This window comes from Cobetia sp. 10Alg 146, assembly GCF_029846385.1.
In the GTDB taxonomy this organism is placed as follows: domain Bacteria; phylum Pseudomonadota; class Gammaproteobacteria; order Pseudomonadales; family Halomonadaceae; genus Cobetia; species Cobetia marina.
This window is the reverse complement of sequence record NZ_JARWKT010000003.1, coordinates 233,210-252,052: the sequence shown is the minus strand read 5'-3', so window position 1 is coordinate 252,052 and position 18,843 is coordinate 233,210. Positions and strand designations below refer to the sequence as shown.

At 60.9% G+C, this 18,843-nt stretch carries 15 protein-coding genes; 10 read left to right on the top strand and 5 right to left on the bottom strand.

Translation table 11 applies throughout. The features are described from left to right. Positions 1 to 7: 7 nt before the first annotated feature. On the bottom strand, positions 8 to 892 hold the full coding sequence (locus QD172_RS07105; RefSeq protein ID WP_279855342.1) for a DMT family transporter: 885 nt from the start codon (positions 890 to 892) through the stop codon (positions 8 to 10). Positions 893 to 1,053: 161 nt separating this feature from the next. Continuing rightward, positions 1,054 to 1,905: an IclR family transcriptional regulator gene (locus tag QD172_RS07100; RefSeq protein WP_077374914.1), complete on the bottom strand. Its 852-nt coding sequence runs from the start codon at positions 1,903 to 1,905 to the stop codon at positions 1,054 to 1,056. Between the two features lie 253 nt (positions 1,906 to 2,158). Between QD172_RS07100 and xsc the strand changes: the two genes are divergently transcribed. From xsc to QD172_RS07080, 4 genes are all read left to right on the top strand, one after another. Continuing rightward, positions 2,159 to 3,979, top strand: a complete 1,821-nt coding sequence (gene xsc / locus QD172_RS07095) for a sulfoacetaldehyde acetyltransferase (protein WP_084208074.1) — start codon at positions 2,159 to 2,161, stop codon at positions 3,977 to 3,979. 164 nt (positions 3,980 to 4,143) lie between these two features. Then, a complete protein-coding gene (gene pta / locus QD172_RS07090) occupies positions 4,144 to 5,157 on the top strand; it encodes a phosphate acetyltransferase (RefSeq protein WP_279855341.1) in 1,014 nt (337 codons plus the stop codon). Between the two features lie 165 nt (positions 5,158 to 5,322). Further along, complete coding sequence (locus tag QD172_RS07085; RefSeq protein WP_279855340.1) at positions 5,323 to 6,444, top strand: hypothetical protein; 1,122 nt, start codon at positions 5,323 to 5,325, stop codon at positions 6,442 to 6,444. 305 nt (positions 6,445 to 6,749) lie between these two features. After that, positions 6,750 to 7,019 carry a hypothetical protein gene (locus QD172_RS07080; RefSeq protein WP_279855339.1) on the top strand — a complete coding sequence of 90 codons (270 nt, stop codon included), beginning with the start codon at positions 6,750 to 6,752 and terminating at the stop codon, positions 7,017 to 7,019. A 261-nt stretch (positions 7,020 to 7,280) separates the two neighbouring features. Here QD172_RS07080 and QD172_RS07075 read toward each other — a convergent pair whose 3' ends face one another. Together QD172_RS07075 and QD172_RS07070 are read right to left on the bottom strand one after the other, a co-directional pair. Beyond that, a complete protein-coding gene (locus QD172_RS07075; RefSeq protein ID WP_279855338.1) occupies positions 7,281 to 9,029 on the bottom strand; it encodes a cobalamin biosynthesis protein CobT in 1,749 nt (582 codons plus the stop codon). After that, the gene (locus QD172_RS07070) at positions 9,026 to 10,111 is read right to left on the bottom strand and encodes an AAA family ATPase (protein WP_279855337.1); all 1,086 of its coding nucleotides are present in this window, start codon (positions 10,109 to 10,111) and stop codon (positions 9,026 to 9,028) included. Before QD172_RS07070 ends, QD172_RS07075 begins: the two co-directional genes overlap by 4 nt. Before the next feature lie 195 nt (positions 10,112 to 10,306). Here QD172_RS07070 and thiO point away from each other — a divergent pair, with 195 nt between their 5' ends. From thiO to QD172_RS07055, 3 genes are all read left to right on the top strand, one after another. Then, complete coding sequence (thiO, locus tag QD172_RS07065; protein WP_279855336.1) at positions 10,307 to 11,446, top strand: glycine oxidase ThiO; 1,140 nt, start codon at positions 10,307 to 10,309, stop codon at positions 11,444 to 11,446. A gap of 219 nt (positions 11,447 to 11,665) precedes the next feature. After that, on the top strand, positions 11,666 to 12,052 hold the full coding sequence (locus QD172_RS07060; RefSeq protein WP_077374898.1) for a nuclear transport factor 2 family protein: 387 nt from the start codon (positions 11,666 to 11,668) through the stop codon (positions 12,050 to 12,052). 118 nt (positions 12,053 to 12,170) lie between these two features. After that, complete coding sequence (locus QD172_RS07055; protein ID WP_279855335.1) at positions 12,171 to 13,634, top strand: FAD-binding oxidoreductase; 1,464 nt, start codon at positions 12,171 to 12,173, stop codon at positions 13,632 to 13,634. A 118-nt stretch (positions 13,635 to 13,752) separates the two neighbouring features. Here QD172_RS07055 and QD172_RS07050 read toward each other — a convergent pair whose 3' ends face one another. Continuing rightward, a complete protein-coding gene (locus QD172_RS07050; protein WP_279855334.1) occupies positions 13,753 to 15,255 on the bottom strand; it encodes a PLP-dependent aminotransferase family protein in 1,503 nt (500 codons plus the stop codon). 451 nt (positions 15,256 to 15,706) lie between these two features. Here QD172_RS07050 and QD172_RS07045 point away from each other — a divergent pair, with 451 nt between their 5' ends. The 3 genes from QD172_RS07045 to QD172_RS07035 all read left to right on the top strand — a co-directional run bounded on the left by QD172_RS07045 (position 15,707) and on the right by QD172_RS07035 (position 18,796). Beyond that, positions 15,707 to 16,771 carry a TRAP transporter substrate-binding protein gene (locus QD172_RS07045; protein ID WP_279855333.1) on the top strand — a complete coding sequence of 355 codons (1,065 nt, stop codon included), beginning with the start codon at positions 15,707 to 15,709 and terminating at the stop codon, positions 16,769 to 16,771. A 118-nt stretch (positions 16,772 to 16,889) separates the two neighbouring features. Then, complete coding sequence (locus QD172_RS07040; RefSeq protein ID WP_279855332.1) at positions 16,890 to 17,456, top strand: TRAP transporter small permease; 567 nt, start codon at positions 16,890 to 16,892, stop codon at positions 17,454 to 17,456. Next, positions 17,453 to 18,796 (top strand): TRAP transporter large permease, encoded by a 1,344-nt coding sequence (locus QD172_RS07035; protein ID WP_205632734.1) that lies wholly within the window; start codon positions 17,453 to 17,455, stop codon positions 18,794 to 18,796. Before QD172_RS07040 ends, QD172_RS07035 begins: the two co-directional genes overlap by 4 nt. The last annotated feature ends 47 nt before the right edge of the window (positions 18,797 to 18,843 follow it).

Sequence of the window (18,843 nt, the reverse complement as noted above, 5' to 3'; positions counted from 1 at the left end):
GCAGCCGTCAGGCGACGTTCTGGCGAGTCGGCAGGCGAATCAGACGCGTGGCGATGGCGGTGCCCAGCAGGGTGATGCCCATGCCGGTGAGGATGCGCGCATCGATCACCTCATCGAGCAGCATGTTGCCCCACAGCAGGGCGCTGACCGGTACCAGGAAGGTGACGGAAGTGGTCGCGGTGGCGCCGGCGCTGGCCAGCAGGCGGAAGAAGATCAGGAAGGCGAGGCTGGTGCTGAGTACCGCCAGCGCGATGGCGCTGCCCCAGGCCTCCAGGCTGACGCTGGTTGTCGGCCACATCCACAGGCCCGGAATCAGCAACAGCAGGGACGACATCAGCGAGCTGCCCGCGGCCAGCACCGGTGAGGGCAGGTGACTCAGACGCTGGCGCGAGAAATTGGAGGCGAAGCCATAGCAGAAGGTCGCCCCCAGGGCGGCGAGGATGAACCAGCCATCGCCGCCGAGCTGGAAATCGAGGCGGTCACTCGACAGCACATAGACCCCGCTGAAGGCCACGGCCAGTCCCAGATACTGTTGCTTCTGGATCGGCGTGGCGAACAGCGCCATGCCCAGCAGCGCGGTGAACAGTGGCGTGGTGGCGTTGATCAGCGAGGTGAAGCCGGCCTCCAGCTGGGTGGTGGCCAGCGCCAGCAGGCAGAAGGGCAGTGCCTGACTGGTCAGGCCCAGCACCGCAAGCGGGCCCTTGTGTTCCCACAGCATCTTCAGGCGGCCCGCGCCCAGCAGCAGCGGGGCCAGCACCAGCGCGCCGATGCCCATGCGCAGCAGAATCAATGTGGTCGGGCCGAATTCCGGCGCGGCCACGCGCATGAAGATGAAAGACATGCCCCACAGGGTGGAAAGCAGGACAAGACGCAAGGCATCGCTGGCGGACATGGTGTTCTCGACGTGGCGTGTGGAAGGCAGTCCGCTAGGCTAGCCCCTCACGCGCATCACGGGAAGCACGACCTTGTGTCTGTCGCTGTCCAGCTTCTGCCGAGCTTCTGCCGAGCTCCAGCCCAGTCCAGCCCAGTCCAACCCAGCCCAGCCCGCTGGCCTCAGGAGGACGGAATCGCCCCACGCTGGATGGCGGCGATGTCCCGGGCGGCGCGCTCGAGTGCCGGCAGATGCTTGAGCATGTCCTCGCGCGACTGACGCATCACCGGCGCCTGGATCGCCACGCCGATGTTGGACGGCCCGTCCGGGTTGGGTGCCAGCACCGCGATGCACACCAGCCCGGGCAGGAATTCCTCATCATCGAGTGCATAGCCCTGCCGGCGGACCTGCTCGATCTCGGCCTCGACGGAGTCGATGTCGGTCAGGGTATTGCGCGTCATCGCGTTCAGCGGTGTGCCCTTGAGCAGGCGGCGGCGCTGGGCGGGCGGCATCTGGGCCAGAAACAGCTTGCCGCTGGCGGAGCAATGCACCGGCACCCGGGAACCGGGATGCAGATAGAAGCGCAGCGGCGCCTGGGTCTCGACGCGATCCAGATACAGCACCTCGCTGCCCGACAGCGCGGTGATGTTGCAGCTTTCCCCCACCTCTTCCATCAGCCGGCTGAGCACGCCGTGGCGCGCGCCCTGCACGGTATCGTTGAGCAGCAGATTTTCCGCCAGACGGCGCAGCCGACTGCCCTTGCTGTAATGGCGGTTGTCCGCCTCGCGCTGCAGCATGCCGCTGCCTTCCAGCTGCTGGAGCATGCGATGCAGCGTCGGCTTGGGCAGGCCGGTCTCTTCCACCAGTCCCTGCAGCGTGAAGAACTGATCCTTGGCGGCGATCACCTCCAGCAGCGCCAGCAGGCGCTGGGCAGGTGTATCACCCTCTATCTTGCTGCCTTCCTTGCCGGTGTCCTTGTCAGCGTCCTTGCTGGCACGCGGCAGGCTTGCCTGGGGCTGGGTGGCACTGTTCATGGGCTGTTCCCTCCTTCAATCCGTGCGCTGGGCAGTGTGGCGCCGAAACGCTCGGCCCGTCAGTGCCTTGCGTTGCTGTGCCTACTTTAACAGTACTCCATAGGACGGAAGAAGTTTCTAAAAAAGACACGTTTTCTATCATTTTATGAAATCTAGCTTGACGGGCGCCATGGTGAGGGCTAATTTTGGTCACATGTTTCGGTAATCGGAACTAAATGTACCAATAAACATAAAATTGATAGTTGGAGACGCCATGAGCACTCAAGACAGCGCAGACAACCGCAAGGTCGTGCAGGGCAAGCAGAAGATGACGCCCTCCGAGGCTTTCGTGGAAACCATGGTCGCCAATGGCGTCACCGACATGTTCGGTATCATGGGTTCCGCCTTCATGGATGCGATGGACATCTTCGCGCCGGCCGGCATCCGTCTGATCCCGGTGGTGCATGAGCAGGGCGCCGCTCACATGGCCGACGGCTATGCGCGTGTCTCCGGTCGTCATGGCATGGTCATCGGCCAGAACGGCCCGGGCATCTCCAACTGCGTCACCGGCATCGCGGCCGCTTACTGGGCGCACAGCCCGGTGGTCATCGTCACCCCGGAAGCCGGCACCACCGGCATCGGCCTGGGCGGCTTCCAGGAATGCAAGCAGCTGCCGATGTTCCAGGAATTCACCAAGTACCAGGGCCACGTGACCCACCCGTCGCGCATGGCGGAATACACCGGTCGCTGCTTTGATCGCGCCATGTCCGAGATGGGCCCGACCCAGCTCAACATTCCGCGTGACTACTTCTACGGCGAGATCGAGTGCGAGATTCCCAAGCCGGCACGCGTGGACCGTGGCCCGGGTGGCAGCAAGAGTCTGGATGAGGCAGCCGAGCTGCTGGCCAGCGCCAGGTTCCCGGTCATCGTCTCCGGTGGCGGTGTGGTGATGGCGGATGGCGTCGAGGAGTGCAAGGCACTGGCAGAGCGTCTCGGCGCGCCGGTGGTCAACAGCTACCAGCACAACGATTCCTTCCCGGCCAGCCACCCGCTGTGGTGTGGTCCGCTCGGGTATCAGGGCTCCAAGGCGGGCATGAAGCTGATCGCGCAGGCCGATGTCGTCATCGCGCTGGGCACGCGTCTCGGGCCGTTCGGTACCCTGCCGCAGCACGGCATGGACTACTGGCCGAAGGACGCGAAGATCATCCAGATCGACGCCGACCACAAGATGCTGGGCCTGGTGAAGAAGATCTCCGTCGGCATCTGCGGTGACGCGCGTGAAGCGGCCATCGCCCTGACCGAGCGTCTGTCCGGTCGCAATCTGGAATGCGATGCCACCAAGGATTCGCGCCTCAGCACCATCCGCGAAGAGAAGGCTGCCTGGGAAGCCGAGCTTGACGAGTGGACCCACGAGAAGGACGCCTTCAGCCTCGATGCCATCGACGAGGCCAAGGACGAGAAGCCGTTCTCCGGCGGTGAATACCTGCACCCGCGTCAGGTCCTGCGCGAGCTGGAAAAGGCGATGCCGGAAGATGTCATGGTCTCCACCGACATCGGCAACATCAATTCCGTGGCCCACAGCTATCTGCGCTTCGACAAGCCGCGCAGCTTCTTCGCCCCGATGAGCTTCGGCAACTGCGGCTACGCTCTGCCGACCATCATGGGTGCCAAGACCGCCGCGCCGGAACGTCCGGCCATCGCCTACGCCGGTGACGGTGCCTGGGGCATGAGCCTGATGGAAATCATGACCGCCGTGCGTCACGACATTCCGGTCACGGCCGTCGTCTTCCACAACCGTCAGTGGGGCGCCGAGAAGAAGAACCAGGTCGAGTTCTACAACCGTCGCTTCGTCGCCGGTGAGCTGGACAACCAGAGCTTCGCCGAGATCGCACGCTCCATGGGGGCCGAAGGCATCACCGTCGACCGTCTGGAAGACGTGGGCCCGGCGCTCAAGAAGGCCATCGACATGCAGATGAACGAAGGCAAGACCTGCGTCATCGAGGTGATGTGTACGCGCGAACTGGGCGACCCGTTCCGCCGCGACGCCCTCAAGAAGCCGGTGCGTCTGCTCGAGAAGTATCAGGATTACGTGTAACGCCCATCGCTGATCGCGCTGTGCAGGTCATGGATGGCAGCGCGATGAAGCGGGTGTAGCGCGACGCGCAAGCAGGACTGGAACTCTCCCTTGCCCCGGCCATTTCAGATGTCCGGGGCTTTTTGGATGTGTCGGCTGCCTGCAAGGGCAGCGAGGAGACAGACATGAAGGCACTCAACAACATTCTGGCGCGGGCCAAGGCAGACCCGCGCCGTATCGTGCTCTGTGAAGGGCAGGACATGCGGGTGGTGCAGGCGGCGGTGAGCGCGGCGGAGCAGGGCCTGGCGCAGGTGATGCTGGTGGGCGACCCGACCGTCATCGCCGCCACCGCCAGAGAAGCCGGGCTCGAGGATGGCTCGCTGGGAAGGTGTGAGCTGATCGACCCCGCCACCTCCGAGCACACCGCCAGGCTTGCCGAGGCGCTGCACGCGCATCGCGCGGCCAAGGGCATGACGGCGGAGCAGGCCGCCGAGAAGATTCGTGATCCGCTGACGTTTGCCAACATGCTCGTGCGCGAAGGGCTGGCGGATGGCTCGGTGGCGGGGGCGGTGAATACCACTGCCGATGTGGTGCGCAGCGCCATCCAGTTACTGGGCCTGGCGCCGGGCAGCAAGCTGGTCTCCAGCTTCTTTCTGATGATGCTGTGCAAGCCGTTCCACAACCTGAAGGGTGGGATGATCTTCTCGGACTGTGGGCTGGTGATCGACCCCGACGCGGAAGAGCTTTCGCAGATCGCGCTGGCCGCCGCCGACAGCGCTCAGGCCCTGCTCGGGGAAGACCCACGGGTGGCGATGCTGTCGTTCTCCACCAATGGCAGCGCGCATCACGCTTCGGTGGACAAGGTGGTTCAGGCCGCGCATCTCGTGCGGGAGCAACGCCCGGAAATCGCCATCGATGAAGACGTGCAGCTCGACGCCGCCATCGTGGCGGAAATCGCCGAGCGCAAGCTGCCCACCTCACGCGTCAAAGGCACCTCCAACGTGCTGGTGTTCCCCAATCTGGAAGCCGGCAACATCGGCTACAAGCTCGCCGAACGCATCGGCGGTGCTGAAGCCATCGGCCCGCTGCTCCAGGGCCTCGCCAAACCCGCCAACGACCTCTCACGCGGCTGCTCCACCGCCGACATCCTCAATGTCATTGCGGTCACTGTCGTTCAGGCGCAGCAGCGCACCCCGTAAGACTGATTTCTCCTTCTTTTCCTTCTGTTAGCCGCTCACGGCGGATAGGGCAGGCGAAAGCCTGCCTTATGCAAATTAATAATCTTGGCTACTATTAACTTTGTTGTTGTCTTCTATGTGGTATCGCATGTTTAAACATCAATGTGTAATAAGTGAGGTGCAATTATGGCTAGGAAATTTGTTGAGCAGGTTGATAAATCAAATACAGAAATGTTTGATTCCCTAGTCTGTAATGCAATTGACTTTCTTAGATCTTCTATAGATGACCTAGATCATAGGCCTAAAAATTCTATTGTAGATTTCTATACGGCTATTGAGCTTATATTTAAAGCTAGATTGATGAGTGAGCACTGGACTCTTATCCTTAGCAAGCCAGAGCTAGCACGATTAGATAATTTCAGGACTGGAGACTTTCACTCTGTATCATTGAAAGGTTCTGTGGATAGGCTTCATAATATTTTAGGAGAAAAGATTGATCGTAAAGTAATAAATACTTTTGAGGTGTTGGGGGAACATCGTAATCAGATAGTTCACTTTTCACATACTTCATATGATAATGCATCATCTACTAAAGCTAAGGTTGTAGTAGAGCAATGGAGGTCGTGGCATCATTTATATTTTCTTTTAACCTCGAAATGGAATGAGATTTTTTATAAACATATTGAAGAGATAGAAGATATTCAAAGGTTGATGCTTACTAAGAGGGATTATCTAAGGGTGAGGTTTACTGAGTTAGAGAAAGATATCGATATCAAGTGTAAGCGAGGAGAAGTGATAATTGCTTGTAATGCGTGTGGATTTGTTGCTGCTATCGTAGAGAAAACTAATGAATGGGGAGATAATTATCACTGTTTAATCTGTGACGATAGAGGTATATCGATAAAGCCTACTGATGCTACTATTGAGTGTCCTGAATGCTCTTCTTTAGTTCAGTTTTTTAATAAAAGCCCTGTAATCTGTACTGCTTGTAATTATCCTTTGACTACAGAAGATGTTATAGCTAAGTGTGCTGACGAATACTCTAATGGAGATGATTACTGCTGTGATGGAAGGGACGAGTGGATCGCTGAATGTCATCAATGTAGGTCAACAATTCCCTCGGTTTTTTTCATCGATGGTTTGTGGAGTTGTGTGGTTTGTCATGATCGAGGTTGGCGAGCTGTAATCTGTCCTCACTGTGATGAGTTTGTTACAGGTGATCCGGAAGCAATTGAATATTGTGCTTGCTTTAAATGTGAAGATGTATTTAGAAATAAAATGAAAAGAATGTTTGATTCTGTTGATTGATTTCGAGATTCTATTGTTTTTAAGGAGGGTTGTTTTGGTTGGTTCTTCTTGGATATCGTTTTTTATGCATGATTGTCGATCATTAACTTTGCTTATGGATTAGTGCTTAATAGTTTTTAGAGAGTCGTAGGATCTGACTTGAATCATGCGACTATATTCTTAAAGACAGGTTGGTTAAGTTTTATTAAATGGCTACTGTGTTAGTATTAAATGAGTTGGTGCGACTAGACGCTAACTACGTATTGAAATACTGTCAGAGGTGTTGGATGTGGCTTTAATTAATGTCTTCAGTAAGAGGAAATGACGTGAGCGACGAATATACTGCCGATAAAGTCAATGATGACCATATGGTTATTCCAAGATTTGTATTTTTTCTCGTAGGGGTTATTGCTATTGTGATAACTTTAAGTAAAGTTATCGTCTTTGGATCTGATAGAGATCTGAGTTTAGCTTTTGCGTTGTTTGGTATAATATTTACAGCACTGCCGGCAACTTTTGGTATGGGTAAAAGTAGATCTAATGTATGTGCGCTTATTAGTATGATTCTGGTTGCTGTCTCAATTATAGTAACATAGTCTCGCTTTATAAATAAATAGCGACTGAGGGATTAAAGTTCTTCGATTAGTTTTAAGGTTTTTGATTTGAAGGCTTTGTTGTAACTAATATACGTACGTTAGTTACATCCACTGACGTCGGCACGTCAGCGTCATATGATTAACGGTGTCATCGGCGTGGGCGTTGTCGAGGGTGCATTCGGGATTGACGATACCCTGCTCGCGCGGGTGATCTAGGAATGATTCGAAATTAGCAGTGCACCATCGCGTGCTCGCAGCAGCTCACATCCCCTGATGCCGGCACGCCAGCGCCATGTGATAGACGATTTCATCGGCGAGGGCGTTGTCGAGGGTGCGCTCAAGATCGATGATCAGCTGATTGGGGTAGTAGGCGCTGAGGTCCAGCCCGACGCCGAGGCCGAGGATGGCCTGGCGGCCGGAGCGGGTCTGTTGCGCGACGACCTGCTTGAGGTGGCTGTCGAGATACTGTTCGTCATTGGCGGTGTTGGTGGCGCTGTCACAGGGGCTGCCATCGGAGATGACGACCAGCAGGCGGCGCGCGCCTTCGTCGGCAGGAGTGTTGTCCGCGAGGCGTGAGCAGGCCCATTGCACGGCTTCGCCATCCACGCCTTCGCGGTAGAGATCGGCCTTGAGCAGGGCGCCGAAGTGGCGGCGCGCACGTCGCCACGCCAGTGAGGCGGGCTTGAAGATCAGATACTGCACTTCATTCAGGCGGCCCGGACGCGCGGGCTTGCCGGCGCGTCGCCAGTCCTTCAGGGCGCGGCCACCATTCCAGGCGCCAGTGGTGAAGCCGAGCACCTCGGTGGGCACACCGGCCATGTCCAGCGCACGGGTGAGTATCTCGATCAGCATCGCCACCGCCTCGCCATGCACCTTCATCGAACCGGAGCAGTCGATCAGGAAACTGACCTGCGCACTGGCTTCGGGCACCCAGCGCTCGCGCTGGAAGACCCGCCGCTCGGCCGGCGAGGAAATCACCTGACTCAGCCGCCGCCCATCGATGATTCCTTCCTCCTCCCCGAAGTGCCATCCCTCACGCTGTGGCGAGCTGAAATGCCGCGCCAGCTGACGTGCCAGGCGCCGCACGTTGATCTTCTGTTCCGCCAGACGCGTATCCAGCGCCTGACGATACTCATCGAGCAGCGCGGCGCGCATGCGCCTGGCCGGTTCCAGCTCGCGGTCATAGGCCGTGGTGAACACCTGATAGGGCAGCAATTCCTCCGGCGCGCCACGCCGATGACTCGGCAGCGGCGATGCCGCCTGCTCCTCGAGCAGACTCGCTTCTTCATCCTCGTTTTCCAGAAACAGCGCGAAGCGTTGTCTGGCATCCAATTCGTCATCTTCCTCGCCGTCCTGCTCCTCCAGCGACTCGGCCAGTTCCTGCTCCAGCCACAGGCTGATGTTCAGCGCGTGCTGCTGATAGGCCGCCTGATCGAAACGCGTGCGTCTCAGCCCCGCCATGTCAGCGCCCAGTGCCTGATAGAAGGAGGCGCGCGTCGTCTCGATGTAATCCTCCGTCTCGTGGATCACCGCACAGGCCATCAGGCGCGACCAGCACGACTGGATGACGCTGTAGATCAGGATGCCGCTGCTCGTCTCGGTCAGGCCCGCGTGATAGAAGGCCAGGCACCAGTCGGTGAAGCGCCGCGCCAGATTCTCCTTCACGCCGGGCATGTCAGGATCGACCAGCGCCTCGACGCGCAGCTGCTCCAGCAGGTCATAGATCAGGCGGGTTTCCGGCAGCGCCGGGCGCGCCGCCAGATGCAGCGCCTCGTCGGTGTGGAGCAGGCGCAGCGCGATGGCATCGCTGACCGCGCGATAGTTGTCGAGCGTGCAGTCATCCTCCTCAAGACGCAGATGCGGCGTGCGCAATGGCAGCGCCTGCGCATGCCGACTCAGGCGCCGCCCCCGATAGGCCCAGCCGGCCTGACCGCTGAGTGCCCCGAGACTCGCCGCCGCAAGCTCCTCGAGATACTGCTGACGACGGCGTACCTGCTGGGCCGCACTCATGCCCGGGCTCCCTTGTCGCTGTCCTGTTCATTCATCAGATCGCTCTCCATCAGCGCCGCGGATTCCTCAAGCTCCCTGGCGAAGCAGCGCTGATAGAACTCGGCGACCAGCGGACGCTCATGCTCATCGCACTTGTTGAGATAGGAGAGGCGGAAGGCCAGCGCCGGGTTGCGGAAGATCTCGCAGTTCTCCGCCCAGGTGATCACGGTACGCGGCGACATCAGGCTCGACAGATCACCATTGGCGAAGCCCTTGCGGGTGAGGTCCGCCACCGCGACCATCGCGCGAATCAGCGCCTGGCCACGCTCGTTGTCCTTGGCCGGCACGCGGGCCAGCACGATCTTCACTTCCTCATCACGCGGCAGGTAATCCAGCTTGGCGACGATGTTCCAGCGGTCGATCTGCGCATGGTTGAGCAGCTGGGTGCCGTGATAGAGCCCATCCTGATTGCCAAGCCCCACGGTATTGGCGGTGGCGAACAGCCGGAACTGCGGGTGCGGGCGAATCACGCGGTTCTGATCCAGCAGCGTGAAGTGGCCGTCGCGCTCCAGAATGCGCTGGATGACGAACATCACGTCCGGGCGGCCGGCATCGTACTCATCGAAGATCAGCGCGATGGGGCGAGTCAGTGACCACGGCACGATGCCTTCCTGGAATTCGGTGACCTGCACGCCGTCGCGAATCACGATGGCGTCCTTGCCGACCAGATCCAGCCGGCTGACATGGCCATCGAGATTGACGCGCAGGCACGGCCAGTTGAGGCGCGCGGCGATCTGCTCGATATGGGTCGATTTGCCGGTGCCGTGCAGGCCCTGAACCATCACGCGACGGTTGTTGGTGAAGCCGGCGAGGATGGCGAGGGTGACATCGGGATTGAAGCGATAGGCCGTATCGATTTCCGGCACGTGGGCGTCGCGCTCCAGAAAGACCGGCACCTTGAGGTCACTGTCGATGCCGAACAGCTCGCGCACGCCGCGCAGCTCAGTGGGCTGCAACTGACCGGCGGGCAGTGGCTGCTCGGCAGTGGCCTGGTCATTGCGCGGGTCGGCGCTGGCATGATGCATCGTGGTGGCGTCGCTCACGGGGTGTCTCCCTCGTCATTCTTGTCGGTGGCTGCCAGGCAGACCTGTATCGGGGAGGTCGGCAGACCTGTCACAGGGAGTCAGGAAAACCGGGCAGCGGCAATGGCTTGAATATAGCTTTGTTTCTAAAAATAATGCAAATCGTATCGAAATATGAGATTTGTGATTATTCATTCCCCCGCAGGAGCAAGGCAGATGAGCGATACCCTGATCATTGGTGGCGGCGTGATGGGCATGATGATGGCGTGGCAGCTGGCCGAGGCCGGCCAGACCGTCACGCTGCTGGAGCGCGGCCAATGCGGGCGCGAGGCGTCGTGGGCCGGGGGCGGCATCGTCTCGCCGCTGTATCCGTGGCGCTACTCGAGTGCCATCTCGTCGCTGTCACGCTGGTCAGAAGGCGAATACCCCAGGCTTGCCGAGGCGCTCAAGGATGCCACCGGCATCGACCCCGAATACCGCCAGAAGGGCTTGATCTACCTGCGGGTGGAGGATGAGGCACTGGCGCTGGACTGGGCGCACACCCAGCACAAGCCGTTGGAGGTGATCGGGCGGGAGGCGCTCTACGCGCGCGAGCCGCATCTGGCGGCGGGTCATCAGCAGGCGCTGTGGATGCCGACGCTGGGCAGTATCCGCAATCCGCGCCTCGGACAGGCGCTGCGCGCGCGTCTGCTGGCGCATGTGCGTGTCGAGGTGCGCGAAGGCTGCGAGGTGCAGGAGCTGATGATCGGCGCGGATCACCGCGTCACGGGCGTCCGGCTGGTTGATGAGACCGTCAGCGCAGACAACGTCGTGGTATGTGGCGGCGCCTGGAGCGGCAGGCTGTTGGCCGCGGCCGGCGTGCTGCTGCCGGTGCGCCCGGTGAAGGGCCAGATGATGGTCTTCAATCCGGTGGCGGCGGGGCTTTGCTGCGTGGAAGACCCGCTGCTGTCGCGGGTGGTGCTGTGCGATGGCCGCTACGTGATTCCGCGCGCCGATGGGCGGATTCTGATCGGCTCGACCCTGGAGCATCAGGACTTCGACAAGTCCACCACCTTAGAGGCACGCGAGTCACTGCATGCCAGCGCCGCGAGCATTCTGCCAGCACTCGGCGAGCTTGAACCGGAGCATCACTGGGCGGGCCTGCGCCCGGGCACGCCGGATGGCACGCCCTTCATCGGCGCGGTGCCGGGGCTTGCAGGGCTTTATGTGAATGCGGGCCACTACCGTAACGGCCTGGTGCTGGCGCCGGCTGCCACGCGTCTGCTCAGTGACATTCTGCTGGGCCGCGAGAGCTTCATGTCGGCTCAGGCCTTCACGCCGCCGGGAGTCGAGATCGCCACCGCTCTGGCGAGTTGACCCCGCTGTCTCGTGCGGGCTTGGGGGGACGATGGGTCCAGTTGGCACCAGGCACGCCGCAATGGCGCCAACTGGCCCAATCGCTGGCCGCCAACTGGTGCTAAAGGGCAATGATGGCAGGGGCGTAGTCTCGGGGCATGGCGCAGCGATCGCTGATGCCCTTGCTCAAACGACACGCTCGAACCACAAGCCCAACAACAAGACTGCGGAGCCCGACCCATGACCCACCAAGCCACCATCGAACTGCTGAGTGCCTTCTGCGATGCCCTCAACCGTCACGACATCGACGACTGCCTGTCGATGATGACCGATGACTGCGAATTCCTCGCCATCGCCGGGCCGGAACTCGAAGGCAAGACCTTCGCCGGTCAGGACGCAGTGCGCGCGGGCCTCTCCGCTGCCTGGCAGAACGCGCCGGATGCCCAGTGGATCGACGCGGAAATCTTCGCCGATGGCGAACGTGGCTTCGTCATCAGCACCTACACCGGCACCACCGCCGATGGTGCGCGCAGCGAAGCGCGCATGATCGATGCCTTCACGCTGCGTGACGGCAAGATCGCGATCAAGAACGCCTTCCGCAAGAATCGTCCGCCCGTCAATGTCTGAGCGCCAGCGGCGCATCGATCAGGGAAGCGGTTTCTGAAGCTGTCTTTGCCCCTGGGGCAGCACGTCATGGTGTCAGGTCATGGCGTGCGCGCCCTGCGGGTGAGAGGAGGTGTTCGAGATGGAAACTATCGTGCAGCACGGCGCCCGGCCAGATGAGGTGGGCAGCGAGTCAGAGCAGCGCCCGGCCACTCAGGCCTCCCGGCCGTATGACCCGGCCTATGACCCGCTGGTGAGCGCCACCCCCGGCGAAGGGCGCGACTACGCGCCGACCTACTGGGTCGCCACCGCCGGTGAGCCGCCGCAGGATGATGGCCCGGTGATGGGCGATATCGACGCGGATGTGGTGATCGTCGGCTCCGGCTTCACCGGACTCACCGCCGCCATCGTGCTGGCCGAGAAGTACGGCATCAAGGCCACCGTGCTGGAGGCCAATCGGGTCAGCTGGGGCTGCTCGACCCGCAATGGCGGTCAGGCGCAGTGCGCCACCGGGCGCCTCAAGCGCTCGCAGTGGATCGAGCGCTACGGGCTCGAGGCCGCCCACGGCCTGCACCGTGAGTGCGTCGAGGGCATGGAGAATTTCAAGGAGCTGATCAAGGACATCGACTGCGATCCGCAGCCGGGCGGTCATCTGTATATCGCCCACCGCGAGCGCATGATGCCGGGGCTGGAGAAGGAAGCGCGCCTGTTGCGCGAGACCTTCCATTACGATGCCCGCATCATCGATGGCGCTACGGTGCGCAATGAGTGGGTCGGTGACGAAGAGGCCTGCGGCGCGATGCACGAGCCGGAAGGCATCGGCGTACACCCGGGCAAGTTGGCCTTCGGCTATCTGCGCAAGGCGCGCCGCCTGGGCGTCAAGGTGCACCCGGCAAGCCCGGTGGAGAGTTGGGAGACCCGTGATGGCGTGCACTATCTGAGAACGCCGGGTGGTGTGGTCAAGGCGCGCTCGGTGGGCATGGCTACTGGCGGTTACACCTCCGGCAAGCTGCATCCGGAGCTCGACAAGCGCCTGATGCCGGTGCTCTCCAACTCGCTGGTGACGCGCCCGCTGACGGCGCAGGAAATCGAGGCGACACGCTTTCATACCCACCAGGTGCTCACCGACACTCGCGTGCTGCGCCACTACTACCGTCTGCTGCCGGACAACCGCCTGCAGATCGGCAGCCGCAGTGCCGTGTCAGGCCGTGACGCGCCCAAGGCGCAATACGAGCAGCTGCTGATCGCCGACATGCATCGCAAGTTCCCGGCGCTGACCGGCATCGAGGTCGATTACTCCTGGTGGGGCTGGGTGGATGTCAGTCACGACATGATGCCGCGCATCCATCAGCCGGACCCGAAGCAGAGCGTCTATTACGCCATGGGCTATGGCGGCAACGGCGTGATGTATTCCGCCCAGGCGGGCAAGCGTCTCGCCCAGTGGATCGCCAGGGACGCGGCGGATCTGGTGCTGCCGATCTTCCAGTCGCGCCTGCCGTATCCCAATGTGCTCAACAAGGTGGAGTCGCCGCTGTTCGCGCCATTCCGCCGTACCGGCCAGCGTTGCCTGTATCGCTGGTATGCGATGAAGGACGAGGCGCAGTAGCCTGCAAGTGAGGTTGCCTGAAGGACAAGAGGCTCCCTGATTGCCACGTCTTGCTGGCCAGTCAGGGAGCCTTTTTTTAGCTATAGGGTAATAGTTTGCCATTAGTGCCTGTCGAGAATCAGGCGCTCATGTCAGTGACCCTTTCGGGTGCCTGCATCGCCAGTGGCACCAGCTCGGCCAGTTTCATGATGCCGGCTTCGATACGCGATTCCGGAATCGCCGAGAAGCCGAGGCGGAAGTAGTGGCGATGACGGTCGCGATCGCAGAAGAAGTGCAGATCGCCCACCTCGATCAGAATGCTCTGCTGGCGGGCGAGGGCGGCCAGTCGATGGGCATCCAGACTGGTCGGCCCGTGCATCCAGAAGCAGGAACCGCCATAGGTGGAGGGCGTGCTCATCATCGGCAGGTGACGCAGGATGGCGTCGCGCATCACCAGGAAGCGGCGCTGCATCACCTGATGCATCTGGTTGAGCAGGCTGTCGTGATAGCCCCGCGCGATGAAGAGTCCCACCGCGCGCTGATTGTTGGTCGGCGGATGGCGCAGCATCAGGCGGCGCAGTGCACGCGCCTCACGAATCAGCGTGGGGTGCGCGACCATGTAGCCCAGGCGCAGGCCGGGGGCGAGGGTCTTGGAGAGGCTGCCGACATAGATGACCCGCTTGTGGCGATCGAGGCTCTTCAGTGCGGGCGTCGGGTTGTCGGCGTAGTTGCTCTCGCTCTCGTAGTCGTCCTCGATGATCAGGAAATTGCCTGTCTCGGCCATGTCCAGCAGCTGGCGGCGGCGCTCCAGCGGCAAGGTCACGCCGGTGGGCGACTGGTGACTGGGCGAGACGAACACCAGTCGGCAGTCCTTGAGCGATTCCACTGGCTGCAGGCCCTTGCCGTCGATGGGCAGCAGCTGGATGTCGTCCGTGAAGGTACGCGCGATGTTGTACATGTCGACGTAGCCCGGGTTTTCCATCGCGAACCGCTGGCCCTGCTTGAGCAGCAGCATGCAGCTGATCCACAGCGCCTGCTGCGCCCCCACCGTGATCAGGATCTCCTCCGGGCTTGCCCAGACCCCCCGGCGTGGCAACAGCCGCTGGTGAATCTGCTCGACCAGCAACGGGTCATCATGATTGATGTGGTCCACCGACCAGCTGCGAATCGACGGCACGCTCATCGAGTCCCGGCTGCATTCCCGCCAGTGCTGGGTGGGGAAGAATTCCGGGTCCAGCTGGCCATACAGGAAGGGGTAGTCGTACTGGTGCCAGTCGCCGGGTTTCTCGATGGCACGTTGCACGGAGGGCTTGATGGCCAGGCGCTCATCCCAGTCGAGGCTGTCGGCATCGATGTCATTGAGGCGTACCGGCGTGTCGGCGCGGCCCTTGAGAATGTCGGGGTTGATGAAATAGCCGCTGCGCTGGCGCGCGATCAGGAAGCCGTCATCCAGCAGCTGGTCATAGGCCAGCATCACGGTATTGCGCGCGACATTCAGCTCGCGGGCCAGCTTGCGGCTGGAGGGCAGTGCCTCATCGCGGGGCAGATGGCCCTCGAGAATGGCTTGCGAGATCTGCTCGCGTATCTGGAACTGCAGACTTTCCTTGCGCGAGGCATCGAGGTGAAACAGCGGGTGGCTCATGCATCTTCTCTGTTGTTGTCGCGGGGATCTTCGTGGAAGTCCCCGTTTTTCATGCATTTTTCATACCTGCCTGTCCCGTCATGTCCAGGGCGAGCGGTGAGCTTGATCGCCTCGTCATGCGTCGGGAATGCCCTCATTGAGGCAGACGGCGCGGGGCAGGGCAAGCGCCTGGCGAGACTGGCCCCATCGATGGGAGTGGACTGGTTCTATGGAGGTCTGGCGCAGGGGAAGAAAGTGAAGTGGCAAGCACAGTGACAGCACGACGCGACTTCCCACTCCCTCTCTTGAGGGCTGCAGATGAGTGTGTGATGGACCTCGTGAATGACAGACCGACACTGCTGGAGGTGGGAGGCAGAGAGGGCGTCATTGACGAGTGCCGGTGCAGTGCCACGCTCGCGGTCACACGCAGCCGTCAGGAGCCCGCAACAACAATAACGACGGGACAGACAAGATGATCGACTCGACACAGATCCAATCAGCAGACCTCCGCGACTTCTCTGGCGCCAGCGCGCTCAAGGCGTCATTGGCCGTCGCGGTGATGGCCGCGAGTCTGGCCATGGCCGGGGGCGCCAATGCCGCGACCTGGAAGATGGCCCTGGGGGACGCCGCCGGTGGCACCCAGTACGAGCTGGGCAAGACCTTCGCAAGCCTGGTGGAAGAGAAGTCCGGCGGTGACATCAAGGTTGACCTCTTCCCCAACGGCCAGCTGGGCAGCGAGCAGGACACCGTCAACAACGCCAGCATGGGCCTGGTGGATCTGTCAGTGGTGGCGATCAACAACCTGACGCCCTTCTCGCCGACCGTCGGCGTGCTGACCCTGCCGTATGTCATCCACGGCCCTGACGATGCCAAGGCGCTGACCCACGGCAAGATCGGCGATGAGCTGCGTGACAATACCCTGCGCGATTCCGGTATCCGCATTCTGGGCTGGGCCTATTCCGGCTGCCGTCGTCTGACCAATTCCAAGCAGGCCGTCGCCTCACCCGAGGACCTGGCCGGCATGGTCATCCGCGTGCCCAAGAACGAGATCATGATCTCCTCCTACCAGTCCTGGGGCGTCAATCCCAACCCGCTGGCGTGGTCCGAGACCTTCACCGCCCTGCAACAGGGTGTCGTCGATGGTCAGGACAATCCCTACATCACCATCGATGCCATGAAGTTCTACGAAGTACAGAACCACGTCACCGACAGCTGTTACGTGTTCTCGATGGAACCGCTGATCATGGGCGAAGGCACCTTCCAGAGCTTGAGCGAAGAGCAGCAGACGCTGGTGCTGGCGGCGGGTGAAGAGGCGACGTCCCACAGCTACGACTACCTGCTGGCCACCGAGGATTCCATCAAGAAATCACTGGTGGAAGAGCACGGCATGACCATCACCCAGCCCGCCAATGACGAAAAGGAATGGATCGCCAAGGCGTCCAGCATCTGGCCGGACTTCTACGACAGCATCGGTGGGCGCGACAAGCTGGTGGAAGTGCTCGAGACACTCGGGCGTGATCCGTCCACCGCTCCCTGATGACGCGCTGAGCTGCTGAGGCTTTCAACGGCCCGTCCGTCATTCCCCTGTCTGTCGTCCTGCGAAGGGCGCCAGGCAGGGGGTGGCGAACGCCATCGATGTCAGGAGACGTATCTGCATGCGGATATTTCTGAAGTGTCTGGACAATCTCGAGAATTATCTCTGCCAGTTCCTGCTGGTGGTGTTCGTCATCATTCTCTTTGCGCAGATCATGCTGCGTAACCTTTTCAGCTACTCGATTCCCTGGGGAGACGAGCTGGCGACCTATGCCTTCGTGTGGTTTGCCTATCTCGGGGCGGTCTATGCCACCCGCATGTCGGCGCACAACCGCGTGACCTTCCAGTTCCGTTTTCTGCCGCGCTGGGTGGAAACCGCCTGTGGCGTGCTCACCGATATCATCTGGATCGCCTTCAATGCGGTGTTCATCTATTACAGCTACGACTTCGTGTTCAACAAGATGAACCTGTTCTGGAAGTCGCAGACGATGGGCGTGCCGATGAAGTACTTCTATCTGATTCTGCCGCTGGCCTTTACCGCCATGACGGTGCGCATTCTCCAGACCAACTATCTCAAGTTCGTGCGCAAGGAAGACATCGTGGACCCGGATTCCCAGGCAATGCAGGAGCTGAAGCAGACAGGCCCATCCGTCAATGATGACGACCAGCGCGGGAGCGGGACACCATGATCGATTCCACCATCATCTATATCCTGTTTGGCGTCTTCTTCCTGCTGCTGGTGCTTGGCGCACCGATCACCGTCTCGCTGGGGGTCGCGGCACTGGCGACCTACCTGAGCATCGGCGAGAACCCGATGGCCTTCGTGCAGATCGCCTTTACCTCGGTGGGCGCCTTCCCGCTGATGGCATTGCCGGCCTTCATTCTGGCCGGGGCGCTGATGGAGGCCGCCGGCATCTCGCGGCGTCTTGTCGATATCGCCGAGGCCTTTGCCGGCCCGGTGACCGGGGGACTTGCCGCTGCCACGGTGTTTGCCTGCATGTTCTTCGGTGCGATTTCCGGCTCCGGACCTGCCACCACGGCGGCGGTCGGCATGCTGATGATTCCGGCGATGGCCAAGCGCGGCTATGACCGGGGATATGCCTCGGCGGTCACGGCGTCTTCGGGTGGACTTGGCGTGGTGATTCCGCCCTCGATCCCGATGGTGATCTTCGGGATTTCCGGCATGGGGCTGCAGCCACCTCCCGAAGCGGTGGCGCTGCATGGCGATTTCCAGACACTCTCCATCCCGAAGCTGTTCATCGCGGGCGTCATGCCCGGCGTGGTGATCGCCGGCTTCCTGCTGATGATCAACTACGTGATCTCGAAGAAACGCGGCTATCGCGGGCTGACCAACAGCTGGTCGTGGACACATATCCGCGCCACCTTGAGGAAGGGGATCTGGTCGATGCTGGCGCCCTTCATCATCCTCGGCGGCATCTACAGCGGCCTGTTCACGCCGACCGAATCCGCCATCGTCGCCATCGTCTACACCCTGATCGTCGGCATCTTCCTGCACAAGGAACTCAAGTGGAAGCCGACGCTGCGCACTCTGGAAACCACTACCTGGATCACCGGTCGCGTGCTGCTGATCCTGTTCACGGCGACGGTGTTCGGGCGGCTGCTGGTCGAGCAACGCGTGCCGGCCCATATCGCCGAGGGCATGCTGGCGATGACCGACAACCTCTATCTCATCTGGGCGATGATCATCGTCTTCCTGCTGTTCGTCGGCATGTTCATGGAGACACTGGCCGCGATCATGATTCTCACCCCGGTGCTGCTGCCGATCATGTACATGCTGGGCATGGACCCGGTGCACGTCGGCATCGTGGTGGTCTGCGCGCTGGCCATCGGCTTCCAGACGCCGCCATTGGGCGAGAACCTGTTCGTGGCCTCGGGGATAGGCGGAGCCTCCATCGAGGAGATTTCGCTCAAGGCATTGCCCTTTGCGGCAGGGTCGGTGGCGGCCATCTTCCTGATCGCCTATGTACCTGAGATCTCGCTGTGGCTACCCAGGGTGATGGGTTACTGAAAGGCCAGCGGCACCTGATGCCTCTCATCAACGGCAAGGAGAGTGGA